This window comes from Clostridium tagluense (genome assembly GCF_003865095.1).
Classification (GTDB): Bacteria; Bacillota; Clostridia; order Clostridiales; family Clostridiaceae; genus Clostridium_AD; species Clostridium_AD tagluense.
Genome location: NZ_BHYK01000037.1, coordinates 19363 through 39779, shown reverse-complemented (window position 1 = coordinate 39779; position 20417 = coordinate 19363). Strand labels below are relative to the sequence as shown.

Annotated in this window: 44 protein-coding genes; 2 read left to right on the top strand and 42 right to left on the bottom strand. The window is 26.2% G+C overall.

Annotation, left to right across the window (positions count from 1 at the left end; translation table 11 throughout):
- Positions 1-185 precede the first annotated feature (185 nt).
- The 35 genes from Ctaglu_RS21205 to Ctaglu_RS21055 all read right to left on the bottom strand — a co-directional run bounded on the left by Ctaglu_RS21205 (position 186) and on the right by Ctaglu_RS21055 (position 17277).
- Entirely contained in the window at positions 186-752 is a 567-nt protein-coding gene (locus tag Ctaglu_RS21205) for an NUDIX domain-containing protein (protein ID WP_125005501.1), read from the bottom strand.
- A gap of 75 nt (positions 753-827) precedes the next feature.
- On the bottom strand, positions 828-1766 hold the full coding sequence (locus Ctaglu_RS21200; protein ID WP_125005499.1) for a tyrosine-type recombinase/integrase: 939 nt from the start codon (positions 1764-1766) through the stop codon (positions 828-830).
- 50 nt (positions 1767-1816) lie between these two features.
- The gene (locus tag Ctaglu_RS21195) at positions 1817-2050 is read right to left on the bottom strand and encodes a helix-turn-helix transcriptional regulator (RefSeq protein WP_125005497.1); all 234 of its coding nucleotides are present in this window, start codon (positions 2048-2050) and stop codon (positions 1817-1819) included.
- A 78-nt stretch (positions 2051-2128) separates the two neighbouring features.
- The gene (locus Ctaglu_RS21190; protein WP_125005495.1) at positions 2129-3178 is read right to left on the bottom strand and encodes a hypothetical protein; all 1050 of its coding nucleotides are present in this window, start codon (positions 3176-3178) and stop codon (positions 2129-2131) included.
- Positions 3179-3425: 247 nt separating this feature from the next.
- On the bottom strand, positions 3426-3566 hold the full coding sequence (locus Ctaglu_RS25530; protein WP_185732899.1) for a hypothetical protein: 141 nt from the start codon (positions 3564-3566) through the stop codon (positions 3426-3428).
- A 422-nt stretch (positions 3567-3988) separates the two neighbouring features.
- Positions 3989-4243 carry a hypothetical protein gene (locus Ctaglu_RS21185; protein WP_125005493.1) on the bottom strand — a complete coding sequence of 85 codons (255 nt, stop codon included), beginning with the start codon at positions 4241-4243 and terminating at the stop codon, positions 3989-3991.
- 71 nt (positions 4244-4314) lie between these two features.
- A complete protein-coding gene (locus Ctaglu_RS21180; protein ID WP_125005491.1) occupies positions 4315-4539 on the bottom strand; it encodes a hypothetical protein in 225 nt (74 codons plus the stop codon).
- A 74-nt stretch (positions 4540-4613) separates the two neighbouring features.
- Positions 4614-4967, bottom strand: coding sequence for a hypothetical protein (locus tag Ctaglu_RS21175; protein WP_125005489.1), 354 nt, complete (start codon positions 4965-4967; stop codon positions 4614-4616).
- Between the two features lie 114 nt (positions 4968-5081).
- The gene (locus Ctaglu_RS21170) at positions 5082-5519 is read right to left on the bottom strand and encodes a hypothetical protein (protein WP_125005488.1); all 438 of its coding nucleotides are present in this window, start codon (positions 5517-5519) and stop codon (positions 5082-5084) included.
- A gap of 25 nt (positions 5520-5544) precedes the next feature.
- Positions 5545-5727, bottom strand: a complete 183-nt coding sequence (locus tag Ctaglu_RS21165) for a hypothetical protein (protein WP_125005486.1) — start codon at positions 5725-5727, stop codon at positions 5545-5547.
- Between the two features lie 24 nt (positions 5728-5751).
- A complete protein-coding gene (locus Ctaglu_RS21160; RefSeq protein ID WP_125005484.1) occupies positions 5752-6207 on the bottom strand; it encodes a hypothetical protein in 456 nt (151 codons plus the stop codon).
- A 20-nt stretch (positions 6208-6227) separates the two neighbouring features.
- Complete coding sequence (locus Ctaglu_RS21155; protein ID WP_125005482.1) at positions 6228-6443, bottom strand: hypothetical protein; 216 nt, start codon at positions 6441-6443, stop codon at positions 6228-6230.
- Positions 6436-6861: a type II toxin-antitoxin system Phd/YefM family antitoxin gene (locus Ctaglu_RS21150; protein WP_125005480.1), complete on the bottom strand. Its 426-nt coding sequence runs from the start codon at positions 6859-6861 to the stop codon at positions 6436-6438. Before Ctaglu_RS21150 ends, Ctaglu_RS21155 begins: the two co-directional genes overlap by 8 nt.
- Positions 6862-6882: 21 nt before the next feature.
- Positions 6883-7173 (bottom strand): hypothetical protein, encoded by a 291-nt coding sequence (locus Ctaglu_RS21145; protein ID WP_125005478.1) that lies wholly within the window; start codon positions 7171-7173, stop codon positions 6883-6885.
- A 174-nt stretch (positions 7174-7347) separates the two neighbouring features.
- Positions 7348-7725, bottom strand: coding sequence for a type II toxin-antitoxin system death-on-curing family toxin (locus Ctaglu_RS21140; protein ID WP_125005476.1), 378 nt, complete (start codon positions 7723-7725; stop codon positions 7348-7350).
- Positions 7722-7895 carry a hypothetical protein gene (locus Ctaglu_RS25525; protein WP_185732898.1) on the bottom strand — a complete coding sequence of 58 codons (174 nt, stop codon included), beginning with the start codon at positions 7893-7895 and terminating at the stop codon, positions 7722-7724. Before Ctaglu_RS25525 ends, Ctaglu_RS21140 begins: the two co-directional genes overlap by 4 nt.
- Before the next feature lie 281 nt (positions 7896-8176).
- Positions 8177-9043: a hypothetical protein gene (locus Ctaglu_RS21135; protein WP_125005474.1), complete on the bottom strand. Its 867-nt coding sequence runs from the start codon at positions 9041-9043 to the stop codon at positions 8177-8179.
- Between the two features lie 28 nt (positions 9044-9071).
- The gene (locus tag Ctaglu_RS21130; RefSeq protein WP_125005472.1) at positions 9072-9278 is read right to left on the bottom strand and encodes a hypothetical protein; all 207 of its coding nucleotides are present in this window, start codon (positions 9276-9278) and stop codon (positions 9072-9074) included.
- A 56-nt stretch (positions 9279-9334) separates the two neighbouring features.
- Positions 9335-9523 carry a hypothetical protein gene (locus Ctaglu_RS21125; protein WP_125005470.1) on the bottom strand — a complete coding sequence of 63 codons (189 nt, stop codon included), beginning with the start codon at positions 9521-9523 and terminating at the stop codon, positions 9335-9337.
- A gap of 104 nt (positions 9524-9627) precedes the next feature.
- Positions 9628-10038, bottom strand: a complete 411-nt coding sequence (locus Ctaglu_RS21120; protein ID WP_125005468.1) for a hypothetical protein — start codon at positions 10036-10038, stop codon at positions 9628-9630.
- 108 nt (positions 10039-10146) lie between these two features.
- Positions 10147-10479 (bottom strand): hypothetical protein, encoded by a 333-nt coding sequence (locus tag Ctaglu_RS21115; protein ID WP_125005466.1) that lies wholly within the window; start codon positions 10477-10479, stop codon positions 10147-10149.
- A gap of 65 nt (positions 10480-10544) precedes the next feature.
- A complete protein-coding gene (locus tag Ctaglu_RS21110; RefSeq protein WP_125005464.1) occupies positions 10545-10904 on the bottom strand; it encodes a hypothetical protein in 360 nt (119 codons plus the stop codon).
- Between the two features lie 52 nt (positions 10905-10956).
- Positions 10957-11343 carry a hypothetical protein gene (locus Ctaglu_RS21105; RefSeq protein WP_125005462.1) on the bottom strand — a complete coding sequence of 129 codons (387 nt, stop codon included), beginning with the start codon at positions 11341-11343 and terminating at the stop codon, positions 10957-10959.
- A gap of 212 nt (positions 11344-11555) precedes the next feature.
- Positions 11556-11903, bottom strand: coding sequence for a hypothetical protein (locus Ctaglu_RS21100; RefSeq protein ID WP_125005460.1), 348 nt, complete (start codon positions 11901-11903; stop codon positions 11556-11558).
- Between the two features lie 66 nt (positions 11904-11969).
- A complete protein-coding gene (locus Ctaglu_RS25520; protein ID WP_185732896.1) occupies positions 11970-12146 on the bottom strand; it encodes a hypothetical protein in 177 nt (58 codons plus the stop codon).
- 109 nt (positions 12147-12255) lie between these two features.
- The gene (locus tag Ctaglu_RS21095; protein WP_125005458.1) at positions 12256-12474 is read right to left on the bottom strand and encodes a hypothetical protein; all 219 of its coding nucleotides are present in this window, start codon (positions 12472-12474) and stop codon (positions 12256-12258) included.
- Positions 12475-12642: 168 nt separating this feature from the next.
- Entirely contained in the window at positions 12643-12840 is a 198-nt protein-coding gene (locus Ctaglu_RS21090; protein WP_125005456.1) for a hypothetical protein, read from the bottom strand.
- Positions 12841-12870: 30 nt separating this feature from the next.
- Positions 12871-13398 (bottom strand): hypothetical protein, encoded by a 528-nt coding sequence (locus tag Ctaglu_RS21085; protein ID WP_125005454.1) that lies wholly within the window; start codon positions 13396-13398, stop codon positions 12871-12873.
- A gap of 53 nt (positions 13399-13451) precedes the next feature.
- Positions 13452-13610 (bottom strand): hypothetical protein, encoded by a 159-nt coding sequence (locus Ctaglu_RS25515; RefSeq protein ID WP_185732895.1) that lies wholly within the window; start codon positions 13608-13610, stop codon positions 13452-13454.
- Positions 13611-13716: 106 nt separating this feature from the next.
- The gene (locus Ctaglu_RS21080; protein WP_125005452.1) at positions 13717-14340 is read right to left on the bottom strand and encodes a hypothetical protein; all 624 of its coding nucleotides are present in this window, start codon (positions 14338-14340) and stop codon (positions 13717-13719) included.
- A gap of 317 nt (positions 14341-14657) precedes the next feature.
- Positions 14658-14921, bottom strand: coding sequence for a hypothetical protein (locus Ctaglu_RS21075; RefSeq protein WP_125005450.1), 264 nt, complete (start codon positions 14919-14921; stop codon positions 14658-14660).
- Between the two features lie 96 nt (positions 14922-15017).
- On the bottom strand, positions 15018-15299 hold the full coding sequence (locus Ctaglu_RS21070; protein WP_125005448.1) for a hypothetical protein: 282 nt from the start codon (positions 15297-15299) through the stop codon (positions 15018-15020).
- 59 nt (positions 15300-15358) lie between these two features.
- On the bottom strand, positions 15359-15571 hold the full coding sequence (locus Ctaglu_RS21065) for a hypothetical protein (protein WP_125005446.1): 213 nt from the start codon (positions 15569-15571) through the stop codon (positions 15359-15361).
- 188 nt (positions 15572-15759) lie between these two features.
- Entirely contained in the window at positions 15760-16164 is a 405-nt protein-coding gene (locus Ctaglu_RS21060) for a hypothetical protein (RefSeq protein ID WP_125005444.1), read from the bottom strand.
- Positions 16165-16419: 255 nt separating this feature from the next.
- Positions 16420-17277 carry a hypothetical protein gene (locus tag Ctaglu_RS21055; protein ID WP_125005442.1) on the bottom strand — a complete coding sequence of 286 codons (858 nt, stop codon included), beginning with the start codon at positions 17275-17277 and terminating at the stop codon, positions 16420-16422.
- Positions 17278-17540: 263 nt separating this feature from the next.
- Between Ctaglu_RS21055 and Ctaglu_RS25510 the strand changes: the two genes are divergently transcribed.
- Together Ctaglu_RS25510 and Ctaglu_RS25505 are read left to right on the top strand one after the other, a co-directional pair.
- Positions 17541-17678: a hypothetical protein gene (locus Ctaglu_RS25510; RefSeq protein ID WP_185732893.1), complete on the top strand. Its 138-nt coding sequence runs from the start codon at positions 17541-17543 to the stop codon at positions 17676-17678.
- Positions 17679-17806: 128 nt separating this feature from the next.
- A complete protein-coding gene (locus Ctaglu_RS25505; protein ID WP_185732891.1) occupies positions 17807-17950 on the top strand; it encodes a hypothetical protein in 144 nt (47 codons plus the stop codon).
- A 170-nt stretch (positions 17951-18120) separates the two neighbouring features.
- Here the strand turns inward: Ctaglu_RS25505 and Ctaglu_RS25500 are convergent, their stop codons facing one another.
- The 7 genes from Ctaglu_RS25500 to Ctaglu_RS25490 all read right to left on the bottom strand — a co-directional run bounded on the left by Ctaglu_RS25500 (position 18121) and on the right by Ctaglu_RS25490 (position 20408).
- On the bottom strand, positions 18121-18276 hold the full coding sequence (locus Ctaglu_RS25500) for a hypothetical protein (protein WP_185732889.1): 156 nt from the start codon (positions 18274-18276) through the stop codon (positions 18121-18123).
- 36 nt (positions 18277-18312) lie between these two features.
- Positions 18313-18702: a hypothetical protein gene (locus Ctaglu_RS21050; RefSeq protein WP_125005440.1), complete on the bottom strand. Its 390-nt coding sequence runs from the start codon at positions 18700-18702 to the stop codon at positions 18313-18315.
- A gap of 106 nt (positions 18703-18808) precedes the next feature.
- Complete coding sequence (locus tag Ctaglu_RS21045) at positions 18809-19003, bottom strand: hypothetical protein (protein WP_125005438.1); 195 nt, start codon at positions 19001-19003, stop codon at positions 18809-18811.
- 52 nt (positions 19004-19055) lie between these two features.
- Complete coding sequence (locus Ctaglu_RS21040; RefSeq protein ID WP_125005437.1) at positions 19056-19403, bottom strand: hypothetical protein; 348 nt, start codon at positions 19401-19403, stop codon at positions 19056-19058.
- Between the two features lie 48 nt (positions 19404-19451).
- On the bottom strand, positions 19452-19850 hold the full coding sequence (locus Ctaglu_RS21035) for a hypothetical protein (protein ID WP_125005435.1): 399 nt from the start codon (positions 19848-19850) through the stop codon (positions 19452-19454).
- 219 nt (positions 19851-20069) lie between these two features.
- A complete protein-coding gene (locus Ctaglu_RS25495) occupies positions 20070-20222 on the bottom strand; it encodes a hypothetical protein (protein ID WP_185732887.1) in 153 nt (50 codons plus the stop codon).
- Between the two features lie 18 nt (positions 20223-20240).
- Positions 20241-20408 (bottom strand): hypothetical protein, encoded by a 168-nt coding sequence (locus tag Ctaglu_RS25490; RefSeq protein ID WP_185732885.1) that lies wholly within the window; start codon positions 20406-20408, stop codon positions 20241-20243.
- Positions 20409-20417 lie beyond the last annotated feature (9 nt).

Genomic DNA, 20417 nt, shown 5'->3' with positions numbered 1-20417 from the left:
GAACTTTGCCTAAGACTTCCTTCAGTTCACACCTCACGGTGGATACCTTGTCTTCAGCTAGTGGTTGGTAACTACAGACCCCCACAGTGGACTTTCACCACCTAGTTAATTGCCATGCCTGGCACACTATAAAAAGCGTGGGGTATAATTATACCTCACGCTTAATTCCTTTTTGTTATATTTTATTAAAAACTTACTAATAGTTTCTCCTGTTCAATTAAATGTTTCAATTCCATTAGGGAAGTTGCACAGAATCTATTTTCTATAAATCTTTGATATCCTTTATCATCTTTATAATTAGCCACATGACAAACGACATTGCCACTATTTTCAGTAATCATATGTTCTGAATTTACAGAATTTTTAAATATAAAATAGAAAATTTCTTCTGATACTTCTAAACTAAAATTATGAATATCTACATTTTTATCTTGATATGTACATAGTGGTTTTAAATTTTCTCTATCTAATAAATCTAAATTAATTTCTTCCTTCACTTCTCTTATTAAAGCATTTTTTAAAACCTCTTGTGTTATCATTCCATTGATTTTATCTTCCTTATCTACTTTTCCACCAACGAATCCTAGGCCTCCATCCCATCTCATTTGCATGAGAACTAAAGGTATTCTAACTTCTAATCCTTCAACCTCTTCATATCTCTTATATGGATTAGCATTTCTACAAAAGATACTAGCAAATACACAATTTTGTTTATCCTGCCTTATAGAACCTGTTTCTACTAAATTATACATAAATTGTTCCTCCTAATTATTTTATAATTGTTTTTAATATTAATAAGATAAAACGTGGATAATCCACGTTCATGACTAATTGGCATAAGGATTCTTTGATATGGCCTTTGTTACATCAGTTAAATCAACATGGGTATATATTTGAGTGGTTGAAATCTTCTCATGCCCAAGTACTTTTTGTATTTCTGCAATATCTACATCATTTTTTTTCATAAGTGTAGCACTTGTATGTCTGAGCTTATGAGCTGATATACTCTTTATATTAGCAATCTTACAATATTTATGAATCATATCATTAATATCTGATTCTCCCATTTGTTTACCACTTTTACTCAAGAATAAGAAATCATCTATCACTATGTTATTTTTTCTTTCTTCAAGGTAACTATGATAATAAGCACTTGGTTTTTTAGGAATGGGCAACAATCTGTCCTTATTCCCTTTCCCTACAAATCTTAAATTATCATCAGTTATATCACTTATTTTTATATTAACTAATTCATTTACTCTCATACCTAATGTAAGTAAGAAATAAATTATAGTTATATTCCTTAATTTCAACCTAGTTTTAGTGATTTCTATGGCATTAATTAGACAGGGAATTTCTGTTTCTGTAAGATATATGGGAATACGTGTGCCAATTTTCGGTACATCTAATTCTTCGGATATATTATCTGTAATAACAGATATTCGCTTTAAATATCTAAAAAATGTTCTTATTGAATTAGTTTTTGTGGCAATAGTATTTGCTCCATTTGCTTTTTCACCATTGTTTTTTATTCCAGTTATTTTCTTATTATCTAAGAAACTTACGAAATCAATTAAATTTTGTAATTCTATTGTTTTATAAAAACTTTTATCTATTACTTCTATGCCTTTTTCTTTCTTCATCCAGTTATGCATCTCTAATAATGCAGTTTCATAAGTTATAATTGTATTTATACTTCTATTTTTTTGTGATTTTAAATAACCTAAGAAAGAATTTAATACTTTATACTCTGTATCCATATACATTTTATAATCACTCCTTATTCGTTTGCTATAGTAATACTATAACATACCTATTACTCTTCATCAAGGAAAAATATGTCTTCAAATTTTAAATTTAATATTGTAGCTATTTTTAATCCAATCTCCATAGAAGTATCATATCTATTATTACATATATTTGACATAGTTGACTTGCTTATATTTATCCCTAATTTACCCAAGTCAACTATTAAATCAATTTGCATTATATGTCTTTCTTCTAAAATATCTTTTAATTTATTTTTAACTTTTGTTTTTTTTACTGACATAACTATTCCCCCTTATCTATAATATAGTCATAGCGTTCCTATGTAATTTTAGCATACAAGTTTCTTATCGTCAAATTATTATTCTGTAGCTATTTGAGCAAATAATCTATCTATTCGTGAATTTCTCTTATTTAAATATCTACTAGTTATTATCCTACTATCTTTTTTATGCTTAGATAATTTCTTTTCTTGAAAATCCTTATTAGCTTTTTGTTTCTCTAAAAAATTAATTTTTTCTAGCTCTTTATTACTAAGAGGTATTGCAGGCATTACATTAATGGGAGCAACTTTATTTTTTGGTATTAAATCCAATTTTGTTTTTCTAGCTTTATCACATTGTTCTTTTACATTATTTTTACTTTCAACTGAGCCACATTTATTATATGCCTTTAATATCATTTCATTTGGAAAATCTATAATATTTGAATATTTCCATCCAATACTTTTCTTTAAATTATCCCTATGTTTATAACTTGTGTAATGAATATCTTTAACAAAATGAAAGTCTTCAATATTTTCTTTAATAATTTCTTTGAATTCAAGGTCTTTAGAGCGTAGTTTTTTAACTTCTGATATCTCTTTGATTAACTTTATTATATTTTCCGATGAGTAAATTTCACCATATCTTTTTTCTTCCTTAAATAGTCTTCTATCATCATTTATCAATAACAACCTATCATATCCTTCTATTTTATCCCTATTGGAATAAGCCTTGCCTTTTGTTATCATTTCATGTTGGAAATTATCCCTATCCTTAGTTAATACATTTACTTGGTTTGTTATATATTTTATTCGTTCGGGCATTTGAGTTAATATAGATTCCAGTTTTAAAGTTAAGTCATATATGCTTTCACCGCTGATATTATCTGCTTGCTCTTTGATTTGAAGTTCCTTTTTATTAATGATTTCTTTAACATAAGAGATTCCAATAGTGCCATCTTCAAAAATTCCTTGGAAATTTACAGTTGCACATATATTCTCTTCTGTATAATGCTCTTTAGTTTCTTTGTATAATTTTAGCATTTCTTTATAATTCCTATTGTTTACCTCATGATAATTTATTTCCTCAACATCATTGTTCATGTATCTTATTATTATTTTATATTCACAACATTTTTTATTGTTCATTTTAATTTGCCTCCTATGTATTTCTATTTTTAATTTTCTATGTATTTTATTGTTTTTTAAAATATTTTGTAATCATTCTTAAGTGAAGATATTCCTATAATTACTCCAACTATAAATCCAACAATTATGCCTAGTATGGATAATTCCATTTTAGCAACCTACTTTCAATTTATTTTATAATTATTTTTTATTATATTTAAATTATATATTAGATTCTTTAATATGTCAATACCTTTTGTGAATAGTATTAAACTAGTAGTTTTTTCATTTTTCCTAATTTTTCATCTAACTCTATAAATTTATCTTCTAATCTGTAATCTAAATTTATATCTGTCAAAGCACATAATATTGATGCTTGCAGTAGTTGGATATCTTTTTTATTTAACATTTTAATAGCTCCTTCATCTAAATTTTAAGCAACTTAACATAGGTCATCCTAATCTATTACCTATACTACTGTGATATATATTAGAATAAGGATTTGTAAGTTTATATTTTGATACTAAATCGTAATTAAAATCATTAATTAGTGTTTCTATATCCCATTCCAAAACTTCTTTATGATTAAGCCAAAAGCCCTTGGGAAATCTTTTTTATTATTTTTTAATATGTCTTTGTATATTTTAATACTATTATAGTTTGCAATAGAAACTCCCCCTTATTATAATATTAATAGCTCCCACTGATATTTTGAACTTAAGATTATTATATACCCTACAATTTAATAAATCAATATAAATTGTATAATTATTGGTTATGAAATTGTAGGCTTTTACAATCTTATTTTTTCATAATGAGCATTCTCCTATATTATAAGTTTTGAATAAGCTCTACATTTTTTATTGTATCTAAGTCTATTAAAATAGAAGAATCTTCATTATCAGAATCTATGATAGTTATAGCTCTATATTCAGTAGGGTCTATATTCGCTACCTTGCCCGTTATATCTACTTCTTCGCCATTATCCCAAAGAAGACCTTTTATCCTTATATTAGCACCTTCACTAATTATAGTCTGACTACCATTAATTTGAGTGAATACACATTTTATTTTATAATTTAACATTTTTATTCCTCCTCAAGTTTTAAGTAAGGAAATAAATATCCTTCTCAATAGTTTTGAAGTGCGTAACAACTCTAATTACAAGAATCATCTTTTTCAACCATTTCTGTTATAAGTTCAATAGCTTTATCTAAATTATCTGTTAAATTAGTTTTTTTAGAATCACCTACTCGATACATAATTTTATTCTTACCAAAATCCACTATTGCTCTAATTTGATATTGATATAGTCCTATTAATACCACTTCTTTTTCGTATGATTTTAAATTTTCTAAACTTTCTAACTTGTTTTTATTCATTTTATTAATCCTCCTCGTATAATTTTAAATGCTTCGTCCTATTTTCATAATAAGATACCACCTTAAATTATAGTTTATATCATAAAATTATCTATTATAATATAAACATCATTTCCTTTATCATCAAAATACTTATCTTGCAAATCAGAAATAATCTTTTGATTCTTACTAGGTAAATCATCATATTCAACTGAAACAATCTCAATTAATTCCTTAGAAGAAATTTCTCCAAGATTTGATTCTATGAAACTATCCATTTCAACTAATGAAATAACATCTACCTGCCAACTACCCTCATATGTTTTAATATCAATAATTGTTCCTTTTCGTGAGCATTTAGTATTAGTTAAAGAAAGTATTCCCTTTGAAAAACTTCCTATATCTTCAAATCCTTCAACAACATATTTAAACCCTGTTACCTTTTCCATTTTCATTTCCTCCTCAATAATATTATCTATTTTACTAAAATGACAAGAAATTATAATGTCAGTGTCTTCCATTTATAGTAACATAACCCGATATCTTTAATTATTAAATGAATATTATAACTCCTTATAAACTTCTAATGAGTGTTTATTAAAATCATTATATTCATCTAATATTTCTATAGGCACAAATTGTTTTCCATACTCCCAAGCACTAATTTCTCTTCTCATTAGAAACTCTTTATATACTGCATTATCATTTAATTTCATTAATTCTATAACTTCATCTAATAATGTAGGATTTTTTCTAATATCTTTCATATGTCCCATTTCATGATAAGTCATTATTTCTAACATTTGTTCATCTGTTAAATTAGGATATGGTTTCTTTGATAAAACATTAGCTATTAAAAATACATTTATTTTTAAAGTATTAGCTGAAAAGCTATAAGACATTACAGTATCTATTTCGGTAACTTCATAAGAAGGACACATACCCTCTTTAAAAACCAACTTTTCAATAAATTTTCTATAATCACTAGCTTCAATGCTCATAAATAACTCTCCTCTTATAGTCTTTTTATTTACTTACTGTACATTTCACATAAATATCTTTATAATTTTCTGCTTCTTTTGTATGGAATATAAATGAACTATTTGACCCACTACTTGTTCCAATGCTTTGTATTTCACTATCTCCATTAGACTCTAAGTGTATTTTTAATGCCTCTATCATTTCACTTATTTTTATATTTCTATTCATAATTTACATCTCCTTAAATTTCAATTAAATAGTATAATCAACTATACTTGTCTTTGTATCTTCTTCTGTAGCATATTCTTTATACTTGAATAAGAACTCTTTACATAGTCTTATTGCTTTCTTTCTTGTCATATGGTGCAATTCATCATGAACTGTACATCTTTGTGTTAGCAGGTCTAATTCTAATACTGTAGCCCATAGTAAATCTTCAATTGTATCTTGGTCGTGTCTATCTGTCCGAACCCAATCATTAGGCACATCCTTCCAAGCATCCTCAAAAGTTAATATTTCAGTGTGTCTTTTATCCCATGCTTCTTTTACTGTATCAAATGCGTTATCTGTCTTTATTGCAATTATACGATTGAAATTGTTTTTTACTAAATAATTACCATTGCTATATCCTGTCACCATGCCATTGTCAATTCCACTTTCAGTAACATAATTAATAAAGTTACCTATACTATACTTTTTCTTATTCATTACATTTACCTCCTAACTATTTAATAATCTAAGGCCTTTGACAATAACCAATCTTTAAACTCTTTTTCATTTTCAAAAATAACTCTTTCCTCTTCATTAATTGCAATCATTATAAAGCCTGTTACTTCACTAACTGTAAATTTCCAATTATCCTCAATCAAATTTATCATAGTTATAGCAATAATAGTGTATTCTTTTGGTACTTTAACATTAGGCAGGTTATTAAATTTACTCATTCTCAATATTCCTTTCATTCATCATCTGTACTTGTTCTTCTATTGTATATGTTTGGTCTACGTTTGGAGAGCCAAGCTTAAGCGTGTAATGCAGTTTATATTGCTTGGTAGTCTTCATTTTGATATATGTCTTGATTGCTATACTATCAGCAGATATTCCATCTACACCAGTTTCTACAACTACCATAATTTGAACTCCATTCACTAATGTGATATCCTGTCCTGTTCCTCTTATAATGCCTTGCCCTTCTTCAATATCCCCTGTCATTTTCAAATAATCTTCATAAGGTAAAATTATTGACACAGGCTCATTGTTCTTCACAATTATTTTAGTCATTTTATTACTCACGATTTCAGATAATTGTTTTTTAAAATCTGATAAACCTACCATTAAATCCTTTAAGTTTGCTATTTTCATTATAATAACCTCCAATTTATATTATAGTGCTGAATTTTCATCTAAATTCTGTAATGCTTCTAATATTTCTGTTAATTCATCTAATTTATCTTTTACTAATTTAATATCCTCAGCAGAATAACACCATTTTTTATTTACTCTAATAAAAAACTTACCTTCTTTTCTATTAAAACTTAAACTTGCACATTTTTCTTTATTCTCTTCAATGTAATGAGGAATGTCCCTTATAATATTATCACTACAAATTTTTAATTCGGGTTTCATAATTTCAAACCCTTTATCAATCAGATATTTTTCTTGTTGTTCTGTCATGTTGTATAAACTTTCTTCAAGCCACTTGGAATATGTTTTTTCATATAATGTCCCACCTTTTTTGCTGATTATGTCTTAAGTTCATAATAGTATATAATTAAATTTAAGTCAATATTTAATACTTAATTTAGACCTAAATTTAATTATATTTTAAATTGATAATGAAAAATTCACTTATTCTATATGATTTATAATCCATCCTTTAATTTGCTCTTGGCTGAACCACCCTTTTGCAACTTCTAAGCCTAATTTTATCAATTCCTCTTGAGTATATTGAAGCTTAATATTATTTTTGATACATAGTGCCAACATAAGTCCTACACCTATTCTTTTATTGCCATCATTCATAGAATGACTTTGAATAAGAAGATATGTTATAATGCTAATCTTATCAATTCCAGTCTTATATAACTCAACACCGTCAAATGTTTGAAAAGGTGTCTCTATTGCACTTTTAAATAAATTGTAGTTTTTAATTCCGTGCAATCCACCATAGGTATTAATTAAATCTCTATGCATCTGTAAAATTTTATCTTCGGAAAACATTTTCATTTTGATAGCTCCTCCATTGCTTCTCTATTTTCTGAAATAACCTTGCTAATAATTTCATCATCTTCTCTATCTTGTTTTTCTTTAAGATATTTCATAAAATCTATTACTTCAACCTGTTTGTCTTTTAATAAAGAATCGAATATTTCTGTATAATTTTCAGTTAAATTCATTTTTATCATCCTCCTACACTTAATTAGTTATTAATTTCTTTCTCAAGTACATAATATCATACCTCTAAATACAAGTCAACATTTAACACTAAATTTAATACTATATTTAGGTACAAGTTTAGCTTATATATTTAATAACATTTTCTGCATATCTAAAATCCTTCTTTAATTATGTATCGTGACTTATATTTTATACAAGCCACGGTTAATTTGTTTATTAATTCCTTACAAATACTAACTTACCATATATATTTTATAATTATGTTTAATGAACTTTTGAATTATTTAATTACTAAATTTTCAACATTAATTTTATAGGTCTTCTTGCCAAATTGTAAATAATCAAGTTCAGACAGAGGAAGTCTTTTATCTAGTCTTGGTTGCATATTGTAACTATCATTGATATAAAATTCATTATTAAATATAGTAAACAGACCATTTGAACTTACACTGTTATTGCTTTTTAATGTAACAATCTTTCCTTTTTTCCCAATATCATTTTTAAAATTAATCTTAACTGATTTTTTACCATTTAAAAATTTATTTAGATTAACTAGTTCAGTAAATACATTATGTGCAGTTCCTTTTCTATATTGTTCTATAGCTAGTATTAAATTTAAGTTTCTTCTATAGAAAATATCAAGTGGTGTTATTTCTTTTTTATCTTTATCATAAGAATTGTTATACTCTTTCTCAAATTTAATGAACTTAGCTTCTTTAAAGTCATACACGCAAATTATTCCATCTATTGTAATTTTGAAAATTCCTTCTCCTGCCTCTGAATATGAGGTAGATACATTTCTCTGTATTTTTGGATATTCGTCTTCCCATGAATGATTATTTGTCAAGAAACAGCTATCATTTTGATTCATATTAGTATAAAAAACAGTATCATTTATATTATTTTCGATATACTCTTTTAATTGTTGGTCTGCCGATTCTTTCAATTTATCAAAAATATAAGTTCCTATTTCAACATATTTAACTCCATCTGCTATTTGTACATCATGTGACCATATATATTTTTTAAACACAACATTTGGTATACTATCAATCATCAAACCTTCAAATTCAAACTTCCCATTTGTATCTGCTCCACTTAATAATGTTGTCATATTTCCATTTCTTAATTGATATTTATTATCCATTTATAATTCCTTCTTTCATAATTATTTATTATTCGATTAAATATTTTAAATCATCTATAAACTCTTTGATTTGTTGGATTCTTGCCTCTAATAATATCATTTTAGCATGTTCATCATTTGTTAAAATGATATTCTCATTTCTTTTGGTGTAATATGGTTTAACTAGACTCTCTCTTTTTTCTAACATCTTTTTATAATTAGAAAGGAGTTTTTTGACCTTAATCTTTTCTAGCATTTGTATATTCTCCTTATAATGAAATCTTATCATACTTAGTTTAGTTTGTCAATACTTTAATCTGAAATCAAATCTTCTAAAATAATATCATCTATATGAATAAATTCCTTGCTATTATAAAGAAATTTGTCTCCTTCTATACTTATATATTTACCCCTTGGAGTTATAGACTCTCCCTTTTCTATAAGCTCCTGTGGTACTCTACCCAATCCATATTTATTCTTTCTCATTTCTGCTACTGTCATAATACTAATCCCTCCTATTTATTACTACCTTACAAATACTATTTTACTACATACAATTTAGTTTGTCAATACAATTTATAATTATTTTTGTTGCTCCGAAAATTTTATTTAATCATCTTCCATAGATATTCATTTGCTCTGCTGTTCGCTCCATCGTATTTATAAATTATTACTCCTGTCATAGCTTTTTCAAGGCTTTTAAATGTGTAATTTGTATCTATATAATTTATATATGGATGAAAAGATATAGTATTTTCGCTATCAGTATACTCTATTATTTGATATTCTCCAATAGTATGAGTCTTTATAACAGTTCCCCAACTAAAATCCTTTTCAATGTAATCAATATAATCTTGTTTATTTGCCTCAGCGTATTCTATCTCGGATAATAATTGCAAGTCACTTTCATAATAGCTACCAAACTTAACTGGGTGAAACATCTCCTTGCCTTTATGGTCAAAATTTCCTATTACAACTTTTCCTAAAGTTCCATCTTTTTTAACAACTACTCTCATAATTTAAAAGCCTCCTATTTGTTTTTTATTTTACCATATGCATTTTAATACATCAATATTTTTAGATATAACGACCAATAGTTATTATCAGCCATTATATTCTTATTCTTAACCCATAATGTATACATTATAAGGCATTGGCTTTCTATAATTCATATACTCTTTGGCCGTGCAATCCATTAAAAACAATTCACATTTTCGTATTTCATATACTTTATTATCCTTAAGATATATACTATCTGCATCACCGATTATTGTACTGCGACCATGAATTTGTTCCCCATCCCATAATTTATTGTTTTCATAAGAAAGTCCTATATATTTAAATTTTGGAGTCTCACCATATTCTTCTATGTGTCTTAATAACATAGATAGCCAACCACTGTAATCCGTTGAGATTTTTGTTTTTAATTCTGCTAAGATTTCATTTTTAGTTAACATTTTAATTCCCCCTCAAATCATTTTATAATTTATTCTAACACGTTGAGTTTAACATGTCAATACTTTTATTCAATTAAAAATTTAATTCTTGCCAAGTGACATTTGTTTTCTTCTTCTGTCATTATATATTTTAATTCTTCATATGAACTTTCAATTTTATTTAAATCATAATTTGTGATTACTCCATATTTTAGAAATGTTTCAAAAATCATTCTATACATTTCTTTTGCAGTTCCTTTTATATCTAATTTCTCACAGATTACTTTATTCTCAACTTCTACTAAATCCTGCTTAAATCCTAAATCTCTAAACATGAATCTAAATTCTCTGAGGCTATCGGATTTGTCAAAGCCTAATATTTCTTGAGCATAATATACTTGGTAATAAGCCTTTAACATTATCTTACTTTCCGTTTTATTCATCATTTACAACTCCTTAAAGATTATTTTACTATTATGTATAGAAGATAGAGGGATTTTAAGCCTCTATTAAATTTACCATTAATTCTTTATTTTCTAAAATCCACTTATTTAATTTTATAATTAACTTACTAATAGTTGTATCCTTCTTTACTCCAATCATTTTCAAACCACGTTTTCTCATTACATTTATTGTTCCGAATTCACCTTTGCATATTCCAAAATTATCCTCAACGCTTATATGAATTCTAAGTGCCACTTTTGAGTTTTCATTATATACGTTTCGCTTATGGCCATTACTCCAATATTCTAAAAACAAACCTCCAAGACTTGTTGTGCTCCATTTTAAATTGTTCTGTAATTCTAGAGGCAATAAAACACCTTCTTTAATTTTGTTTTCAACTGCTATGGCTTGCATATTTAATCCATTTATATTTGTTATCATTTTTAACGCTCCTTTATTTTATAATTATGTTTGATTACAATTTTAGTATACATTATATAATTTAATATGTCAATACTTATTTCGTATTTTATAATTATTTCATATGAAATGTTTAATTTAAAACGTTTGGCTTGTTACGATGGTTTGAAGCGTTTTTGTTTCATTGGATTAATTACATGTTATCATAACTAATTCATCCTGTCAATACTATTTCAATAATTATTTTTAACTATAAATCCTCCACATTTTCTACCTTTTGCTACTTCATCCCCATCTTTATATTCTTTATAACTTCTTACTAGGGTTATGCCTTTCTTTACAATTTTGTTATTCTTGTTTTCTGTTTCATAATGGAAATATACTTCTTTATTTGTATAAGTTCCAACAATTCCATTATATTCAACTACAATAGCTAATTTCTGTGAACCTAATGTCAAAACTAAAACTTCATCCCCTGTACATAGTTGAATTTTTTTATCACCATCTAATACATATAAATTTGTTGGAGTGCCACAGATACGTAAATTTTCATTTTGATTCCATCCCATCACTATTTTCATTATAACTATATCTCCTTTTGGATTGATTGCATGTATTATAACCAATTCCATATACTATTTTGATAATTATTTTGTGGCAAAATCTTTTAATAAATCTTTCTCAGTAATTTCATCTGCTAATAATCTTTTCAAATCGTCTGTTACCTCTTTATCTGTCTCATATTCATTAAGAACTTTACATAATTGAAACTTGTTTTCATGCACTTCTTTGATAACATATACCTGTCTATATTTTTTGAACATTTTGATAACCACCTTCTTATATCTAGTGTAACATATTACACCGATTAAATTACTTGGGTTAATTATAATTTTACTACAATTAATCCAAGTTGTCAACTTTATTTAATAATTACTTTTGATGATACTCAGTATACACAAACGGAAATTCATACCATATTAAGCCATCTATTTCAGATTTAAAAGTTTTAACATTACATTTAAACTCATAATTTTTAAGAAAACCTGTAGATATATCATTTTTTAAAACATATAAGTCGCTACAGTGATTATCTAATTCAGCTTCTTTCATACCTAATTCCAATAATTGTTCTTTCATTGTTTTATTCATTATTAACTCCACCTTTTTTATAATTATTTGTTGTTCGGGTTAAGTACATTCTATCATGTACGTTTTAACATGTCAATACTTTTCTTTAATTAATTTCTATCATCTGAGATTATGAAACTCTGTCCACCGTAGCATTATATAGGGTAGTTTTGGCTACACCTCTTTATTCTATAAAAGACTACTTTTAACAAAATATGCTGAAAATTTCCACGTTGAATCATCTATTTTACCTGCATTTAAATAATTATTATACATACCATTTTCAATTAAAGTATATCCTTTTTTCTTCATTACTATTATATCCTTATCAAACTCCTCTTTTGATGTATAGTCAAATTGTTTGATAGTTGCTACTGTTCTTTTCATTTTTTCTACCTCCTTGGTTAATTTACATTTTTATTCATTATGAGTACGAATATCTTTTTTAGCACATTCATACTCATGCTCATAGTCGTGCATCCATGAAGCTCTACCATTTACAATTTCTTTCCATTTAGGTATAAGATTGTTTTTTTCTATAAGGTCTGTTCTTGTCTTTCCTTTTAAATAGTAACTAGCCCCACCAATAGTATTTTTATATGATAATTTTCCATCTTTTACTAACTCATAAAGCATATTGCTTAATACTATATCATTAACGTCGGGAAATTTCCACTTCAAGTCACTAAACGATATAGAACCGCTTAGAAAATGACCGTTTTTAAGGTAGTAAACTACATACATATTTAATATTTTATCTTTATCTACAAGCCTAGGCGTTTCTGTTTTTTTGTAACCTTCAAGTCTATGTCTTGTTTTATCATTTATTTTAAATCTGCAATCTGTATCTTCTATCGCCATATATTGCCCATCAGTGTAGTCCAATTCCCATATTACTATATCACTGATACCGTTACTCCATATCTCTATAAAATCACTTTCCATTGTTATTACACCCCTCTATAAGATAAATTCATTATCTTAAAATTAGATTTTTATTAAAACGGTTTAATATTCACTACCTTTTCAATTATAAGAATAATTGCCTTATCTTCTTCTTTAACTTTATAAGCTAACTCTGTAATATTTTTTGCCTGTCGTGTTATTTTTACTACACTTCCAAAATCAAATTGTACTGTTATAATATATTCATTCATTTGCCACACCTTCTTTATAAATCATTGTTTTATAATTATTTGGTTAGATTAATTACATATTATCATAATTAATCTAACCTGTCAATACTTTATTTTATAATTAACTTTAATACATTTTTCCGCTAATTAAAAACTCCCAATTATTAGAATCGCAATTCTCTTGAAAACTTTCTTCTGAATAATGAAAATTATAATCTTCATTACAACATTTAACCCATGAATTCAAACATTTGGCTATTAAGCCTTTAAATGTGATATTATCATTTGGCTTGTTCATAAACTCATAAATAGGGGTCAATAAGGCTTCATCTACATAATACCCTGTCATTACGCAACAATTATCTTTAATAGTCTTAGAATGTCTTATTTTAAGTTCTCCCACCTTTGGATTAGTTTTTGATTTTTCTGTTTTGCTCCATAGTGAGAAAAATTTTCCTTGGAATAAATCTGTTTTATAATTATTCCATAGATATTTAGAAAGCCTAACACCTGTTAATTTTTCAATCTCTTCATATTCACAATCTAAGTCAAAATTTATAAAATTTCTATCTCCATACTCCCAACTTAAATTAATTACTGGAAAAATTTCAGAAAATTTATCTAGGGACTTTTCATTATCAGCTCCAATATAGTCTTCATCATTGCAGAAATCTTGTAAAGCCTTTTCCTTTGCTCTAGCTGATAATTCATTATAAGCATAAACTTTATATTGTACATTTTCAAATCTCATTGATAATACACCATCCTTCTAAATTATTTAATTCTTAATATAAACTGTATAATAGCACATTCTGAAATACAGTTATATTTTATCTTTCGTAGTTACTAGTTGTTATGTATTTATTTGACTTGATTATATCTTAACATGTATGATTCAGTACGTAAATACTTTTATTTAAAGTTTATAAATATTTTTAATGCGAGGCTTAATTTGATACGTTTGGCTTTGGTTCGTTTATATTGAATTGATTACATAATACTATATACAATTTAATATGTTAATACTATTTTGAGTTATTTCCTTTTAAACTTATTAGGTTGTTATTTCTAATAATTGAACATTAACTTTAATTCTTTTATACATTTTTCTTTTAATTCTTTATCACCCATCGAAATAAAAGTCCCAATTTTACTTGATTCAACCATAAATAGTCCATTTGATATTTGGTTTTTAATCATGTAATTGACTTTACCTGTCATTTTGTAAACCACAGAATTTGACATTACAATAATCTGTTCTATTGTCTTTTCCCCACTGAACGTAGGTATTTCTAATTCATAAATTCCATGTTTTTTTATTTCTCTATCCATAATTAAAATATTCCCTCCCTTCTTGATTGTACTAATTACATAATATCATTTCCGATACAGTTTGTCAATACTATTTTAAAAATACTTTATTAAATCTTAATATAATTGTATAAGTTTCTTTACTTCTCTTTCACTACCTTTAATATTCTCAACTATATATTTACTATTAATGATAGAAGTACCTTCACCACCTTTTAATTCTATAAAAAATCTATTGCCTTTTGAGTCATCTGCATAAGCAAAGAAACCATTTTCTATGCAATTATCTTCACACTCTCCACCTATTGTTACAACATGATAACTATGATTATAAACAACTGGAATAGAAACAACGCCTAGTCCCAATATTATTACTAATGATATTAATGCTTTTTTCATTTCAATCTCCTCCTAATTTTATAATTATTTATAACGTATTAATTAATATTACTTAACAATTATATTTTTTGATTTCTATATAATTTAGTAACCGCTTCACTTTTTAGAATTGCCTCAGATATTGAATTATTTTTATCTCCATTATAACAATAGTAAGTCCCCTTTTCATCTATTCCAATTGTAGTTATATTCCTGTTTGCTTTATCATTTGAGTAACTTATCTCCCCTTCTAAAAATTCAATTAATTTAAAGAAATAATTTCTGTTTTTCATTATTTTCAACTCCTCAAAATCCTTATTAATTTATTAGACTCTGCTCTGAATTGATTTGCTTGATACGTTTATTCTTGAGTGATTCTGACTTGTTTGACTTGGTTCGTAATTTAAATTGTTTTTTCTTGTTCGGCATAATTCATTCTAACATGTATAGTTTAGTATGTCAATACTTATTTTTAAGAATATTAAATTCGCTTAGAAATCTTAGTGTTTTCATGATTAATAGAATAAACTTTATCATTATTTCCATTGTTATAATTGGTAGTGGCTTCAATGTCAACATCTATATTCCAAGTTACAAAATTTAATCTAATTTTAAAATCAGTTATTATACAAGGTTTAGTATCCATGAAATGAACAAAAATTTTATCTCCTATTTTATACTCAATGTTTTGAAAATTATAATCTTTTTGGCCTTCTAATTTCTCAAATTGATTTAATATAAAACTATTGTATGTTCTGCTCATGATATTAGTCATTATTTTATTTCTTATGTTGTCCATTTCTTTAAATGTAATTACATTCCAGTTTTGCTCAATTTGCAAGTTGTTAATTATTTTTGATATTTTTGATATGTTGATACTCTTCACTTTTTACCACCCCTAGAACTTATTATGTATTTATTGCCTACATTTAATATAACATATCCTAATGTAGATTGCAATGGTATTTTATAATTATTTTTAATAATTCAAAATGATTAGAATACACTCTAATGTGACACGTAAGGTCTTTAATACAAAATACATATATTCATACTGCTGATACAACTAAGAATCAATACAAGCTATCCTGTGGTGGCATAACCTTAAAAAATAGTATAAATAAAAAGAGTAACCTTTCGGCTACCCTATCATTTTAACTCTTGTAAGAACTGTTTGTTTTTGTTTTGTTGTTCCATATTCTTCATGAGCCTTGATAGTTCCTTTAATTATTGCAACCTCTCCTATTTCTAAATCTAAAGTTGTTTTGCTATTCCATTTTAAAAAGTTCCCTTTTTCATCTTTGAATATGCTTATTCTCATAGTTCCGTATTGTGTGTCATAACTGAAAACATTTTCCAGTGTTATTTTAATTTCTATTTTATCCGCTATAGTTCCAATATATTCAGTATCCCCTAAAAGTTCCCTTTTAGCATTTTCAACATATTCACATAATGTTGCATATTCAAAACTTACTCTTTCTACTGTGTCCCCTTCATAGCTTAGGCATATATCTGCAACCTCTAAATAATTTACTCTTTTAGTTATATATTTTTCAATATTTTCGTTACCTTCTAAGAAAATCCAACTTCTGAAAGAATTATTCCACCTTGCTCCTTGGAGTTTTAATTCTTCTTTTATATCAAAACTATTTTCATCTAATATTATATAAATTGTATCTGTTACAAAGCCAACTGATTTTTTATCATCTGAATTCATTCTTTCAATTCTTTTCATTCTATCTGCAAATTCAGTTTCTTTTGCTTTTGTTTCTCTTTTTAATCTTGCCGTTTCTTTATATTGTTTTTCTTTATCTGTTAAGATTCTTCTATTTGTTCTTATGTATTTTTTACCGTCACATTTGAAACATGCACTTCCGTTGTAATGCTCCCAACCATTCCCAATGTGAAAACCTGCTCCTCCACATCTATCACAAGTTTCTTCTACTTCTTCCCAAGCTTTACCTTTTTCATCTATCCAAGATTTTAGTTGTTTACACATTTTTCATTCCTCCTAAAAATTACTGTTTAACTACGATATATATAATATACCACACCCTAATCCAGTATGTCAATACTATTATCTTATTTTATAAATAATTTTTATGCCCTTTTATTCCATGTAAAATACATATTGATAATGTTTGGATTTTAAGGTAAGATGTAATTAGTTAGAATTGCAGAAATGCAGTACATCCGTAGTATATGGGAGTGCCTTCCATAAAGTTGTTTTTTAAAACAAATGACTACTACGGAGGTGTACACATGATAATTGAATATATAAAGCTTTTAATGTATTTCTGCCTTGCCCTATGTGGGGTTAGAACTATTAACAAAGCAACTGAGATAAGTTTTCAAATAAAATTGATTAGTATAGATATTTCTTTCAAAAAAAGAAAATAGCTACTATGTGAAAGTAGCTATCTTCAAAGATTCAATATATTAAATTCTAACTAATAACTGGAAGGTACTCTCCCCATTTGTTATAGTATAACACAGAATGTAAATAATATTCAAGGGAGGAACAAAGAATGTTTAAAATATTTTTAGATATTATAGAAATTATAATTCCTATTGCCTTAATAATTTTTCTAAAATACATTGATAAGCATAACATTGATTGGTCATTTAAAAAAAGGTTTATTAATATTAAAATAAAAGTAATACATGATTAAAACATTTATTTAAAATCACTATGAAAGCTACCTAATATTAATTCTAAGCCATCTTAATATTAAATGGTATAATTATATTAAAAACATATATCAAATGAATATATATTGTACCATGAGATATTAGCACTATATGCCAAGGACTTATAAAAACAAAACAAGCAACCTCTCAGTTACTTGTTATCTTGATATTTTGAGACTTTGCTAATTTCTCCACAACATCCATTTTTAAAGATATAATATTTATATTTTTTTGTTGGGTTTTTTAAAAAGAGTTCTTTCAATATAATTTCGTTTTTCAGTATAGCTATTTGATTTTCACTTAACATTTTTAACATCTCCTATTTTATATTTATCAATTACATTTACATTAATATTTTACTGCACATATGTATTGCATTTCTCAACTCTCCAAAACTACAGGCTTTATCTTGAGCTAAGTTTAATAATAGTGTTGCTTTGCGTGAATTAACATTTTTATTTATATTTAATAATGTATTCATTTGAATTTTAAGATTTCTAATTTGTCCTATTCTTATTAGCTCCTCTCTTTTGCTAGTCTTTTCTAAAGATTGGATTAAATCCATTATATCCTGTGAAGTTCTTACTCCACTATTTCTGATTAAAAGAGCTTGCTCATATGTTAGGTTTTCTATGTCTTGAAGGGTTCTATACCCACCTCGCATTAAAACATTAAATACTCTTATACCCATTAAATTAGCTTCTCTTAATTCAACCATAGTTACATCTAACATAAGAATCACTCCTAAATTTTATTATTATTTAAACAACTTAATTTATTCTACCATGTCCAGTTTAGCATGTCAATACCAAAAACAAAATTTATAATTATTTTTCATATTACATATTATTTGCAAAAATATTTGCTTGGTGGTTTATATATTTTCTAATTTCTTCTTTTGTTTCAACTTCATAAAAAACAGTTACTTCATTACCTTCTTGAAAATAGCTAACAACTTCGATTGCCTCCTCTTCTGTTTCGGCTTCAAAAATAAGATTGTTTTGAGGAAAACTTTTTTCATAAATATTATACATAATATCACTTCCTTCCCTCTCTTCATATTTTGATTAATTTAAAAATTATCTTTTATGTGATTAATATATTAGCAAAGTTTGTTAATGCATTCAATTGCTTTTGTTCATGTTCAATTAAAAGTCCCCATCCTTTTGTTTTATTAGAAATAAGTTCCTTGTTATATTTCTGTATATTTTTTCTACACAATTCAGCAATTGAATTACAATGATTCAAAACTTTTTCTTTTGTCCCACATTGATTAACAGGAACGAAAAACAGACTTTGTAAATCTTTCATTGTTCCATAAGCATAAAAATTATCTCCACAATCCACTAAATATAGTTTACTATCAATTCCAAAGTCTTTTTCTGACAATACGTTAAATATATTTATTCCATTATAACCTATCATAGTTTTCATTTTTAATACACCCCTTGTGATTTATTATTTTCATTTAAAACTATCTTTTTATATTAATACAATTGCAATTCTTTTATTGATTGTTTGCAGTGTAGCTTTTATTTCATATTTCTTTGATTGAGTATATTTTTTAAATTGTTCTTTCTCTTCTTCTAGTTCTTTTTCATTATCAAAGAATACAACTTCTAGCCCGTCATCAAATAATTTTAATTCTTCCTTTGTATATCCATCTGAGTTATTGAATAATAGTTCGTCAATACCTATGTTGAAATATTCTTGTGTTGTTTTTATTTTTTTCATTGTCACATCATCCTCTTTTAAATAAGTTTCAAATTCATACATATTCTCTTCACAATTTTTGCATACATATGGATATTCTTTTTTCAAATTTTTGTCTGTTTCTTCAATAACTTCGTTATCGCAATTATTGCAATATCTTTTTAACATTAATAAACCCTCCTATGAAATCATTATTTTATATCTCTGTCACTTGGATTAATTATATCTTATAATAATCAATCCATAATGTTAATCCTATTTTATAATTAATTCTTATGGTATGTGTAATTTGATACGATTAGCTTAATACGCTTGGTTTAGTTCGTTTGGATTAGTTACATATTATCATGTATAGTTTTATATGTCAATATATTTTATAAATATTTTTTATAGATAAATTATTTTTATATCTCTATCTTCTAACTCTTCAAAATAGTCGAATACATCCTTATCATTCTTAAAATCAATTTGCTCTACTTCTTTATAATTTATAAATCCATTGTCTAACCCTTTTCTTAATATATCTTTGAATGATTTCATTTTTTACACCATCCTTTTTTAATATTCGCAATCGCAACTTTCATATGCTTCAATAATTTTCCCGCATTCTAAACATTCTGTAACACTTTCAAATTCACTACTTCTATTTTGTCCCATTAATGTTAGAACTTGTGCTTCACTTATTTGTTGTCCTGTATTTACTGAGAAATAGTTTGTATTTGTCATGCTTACATT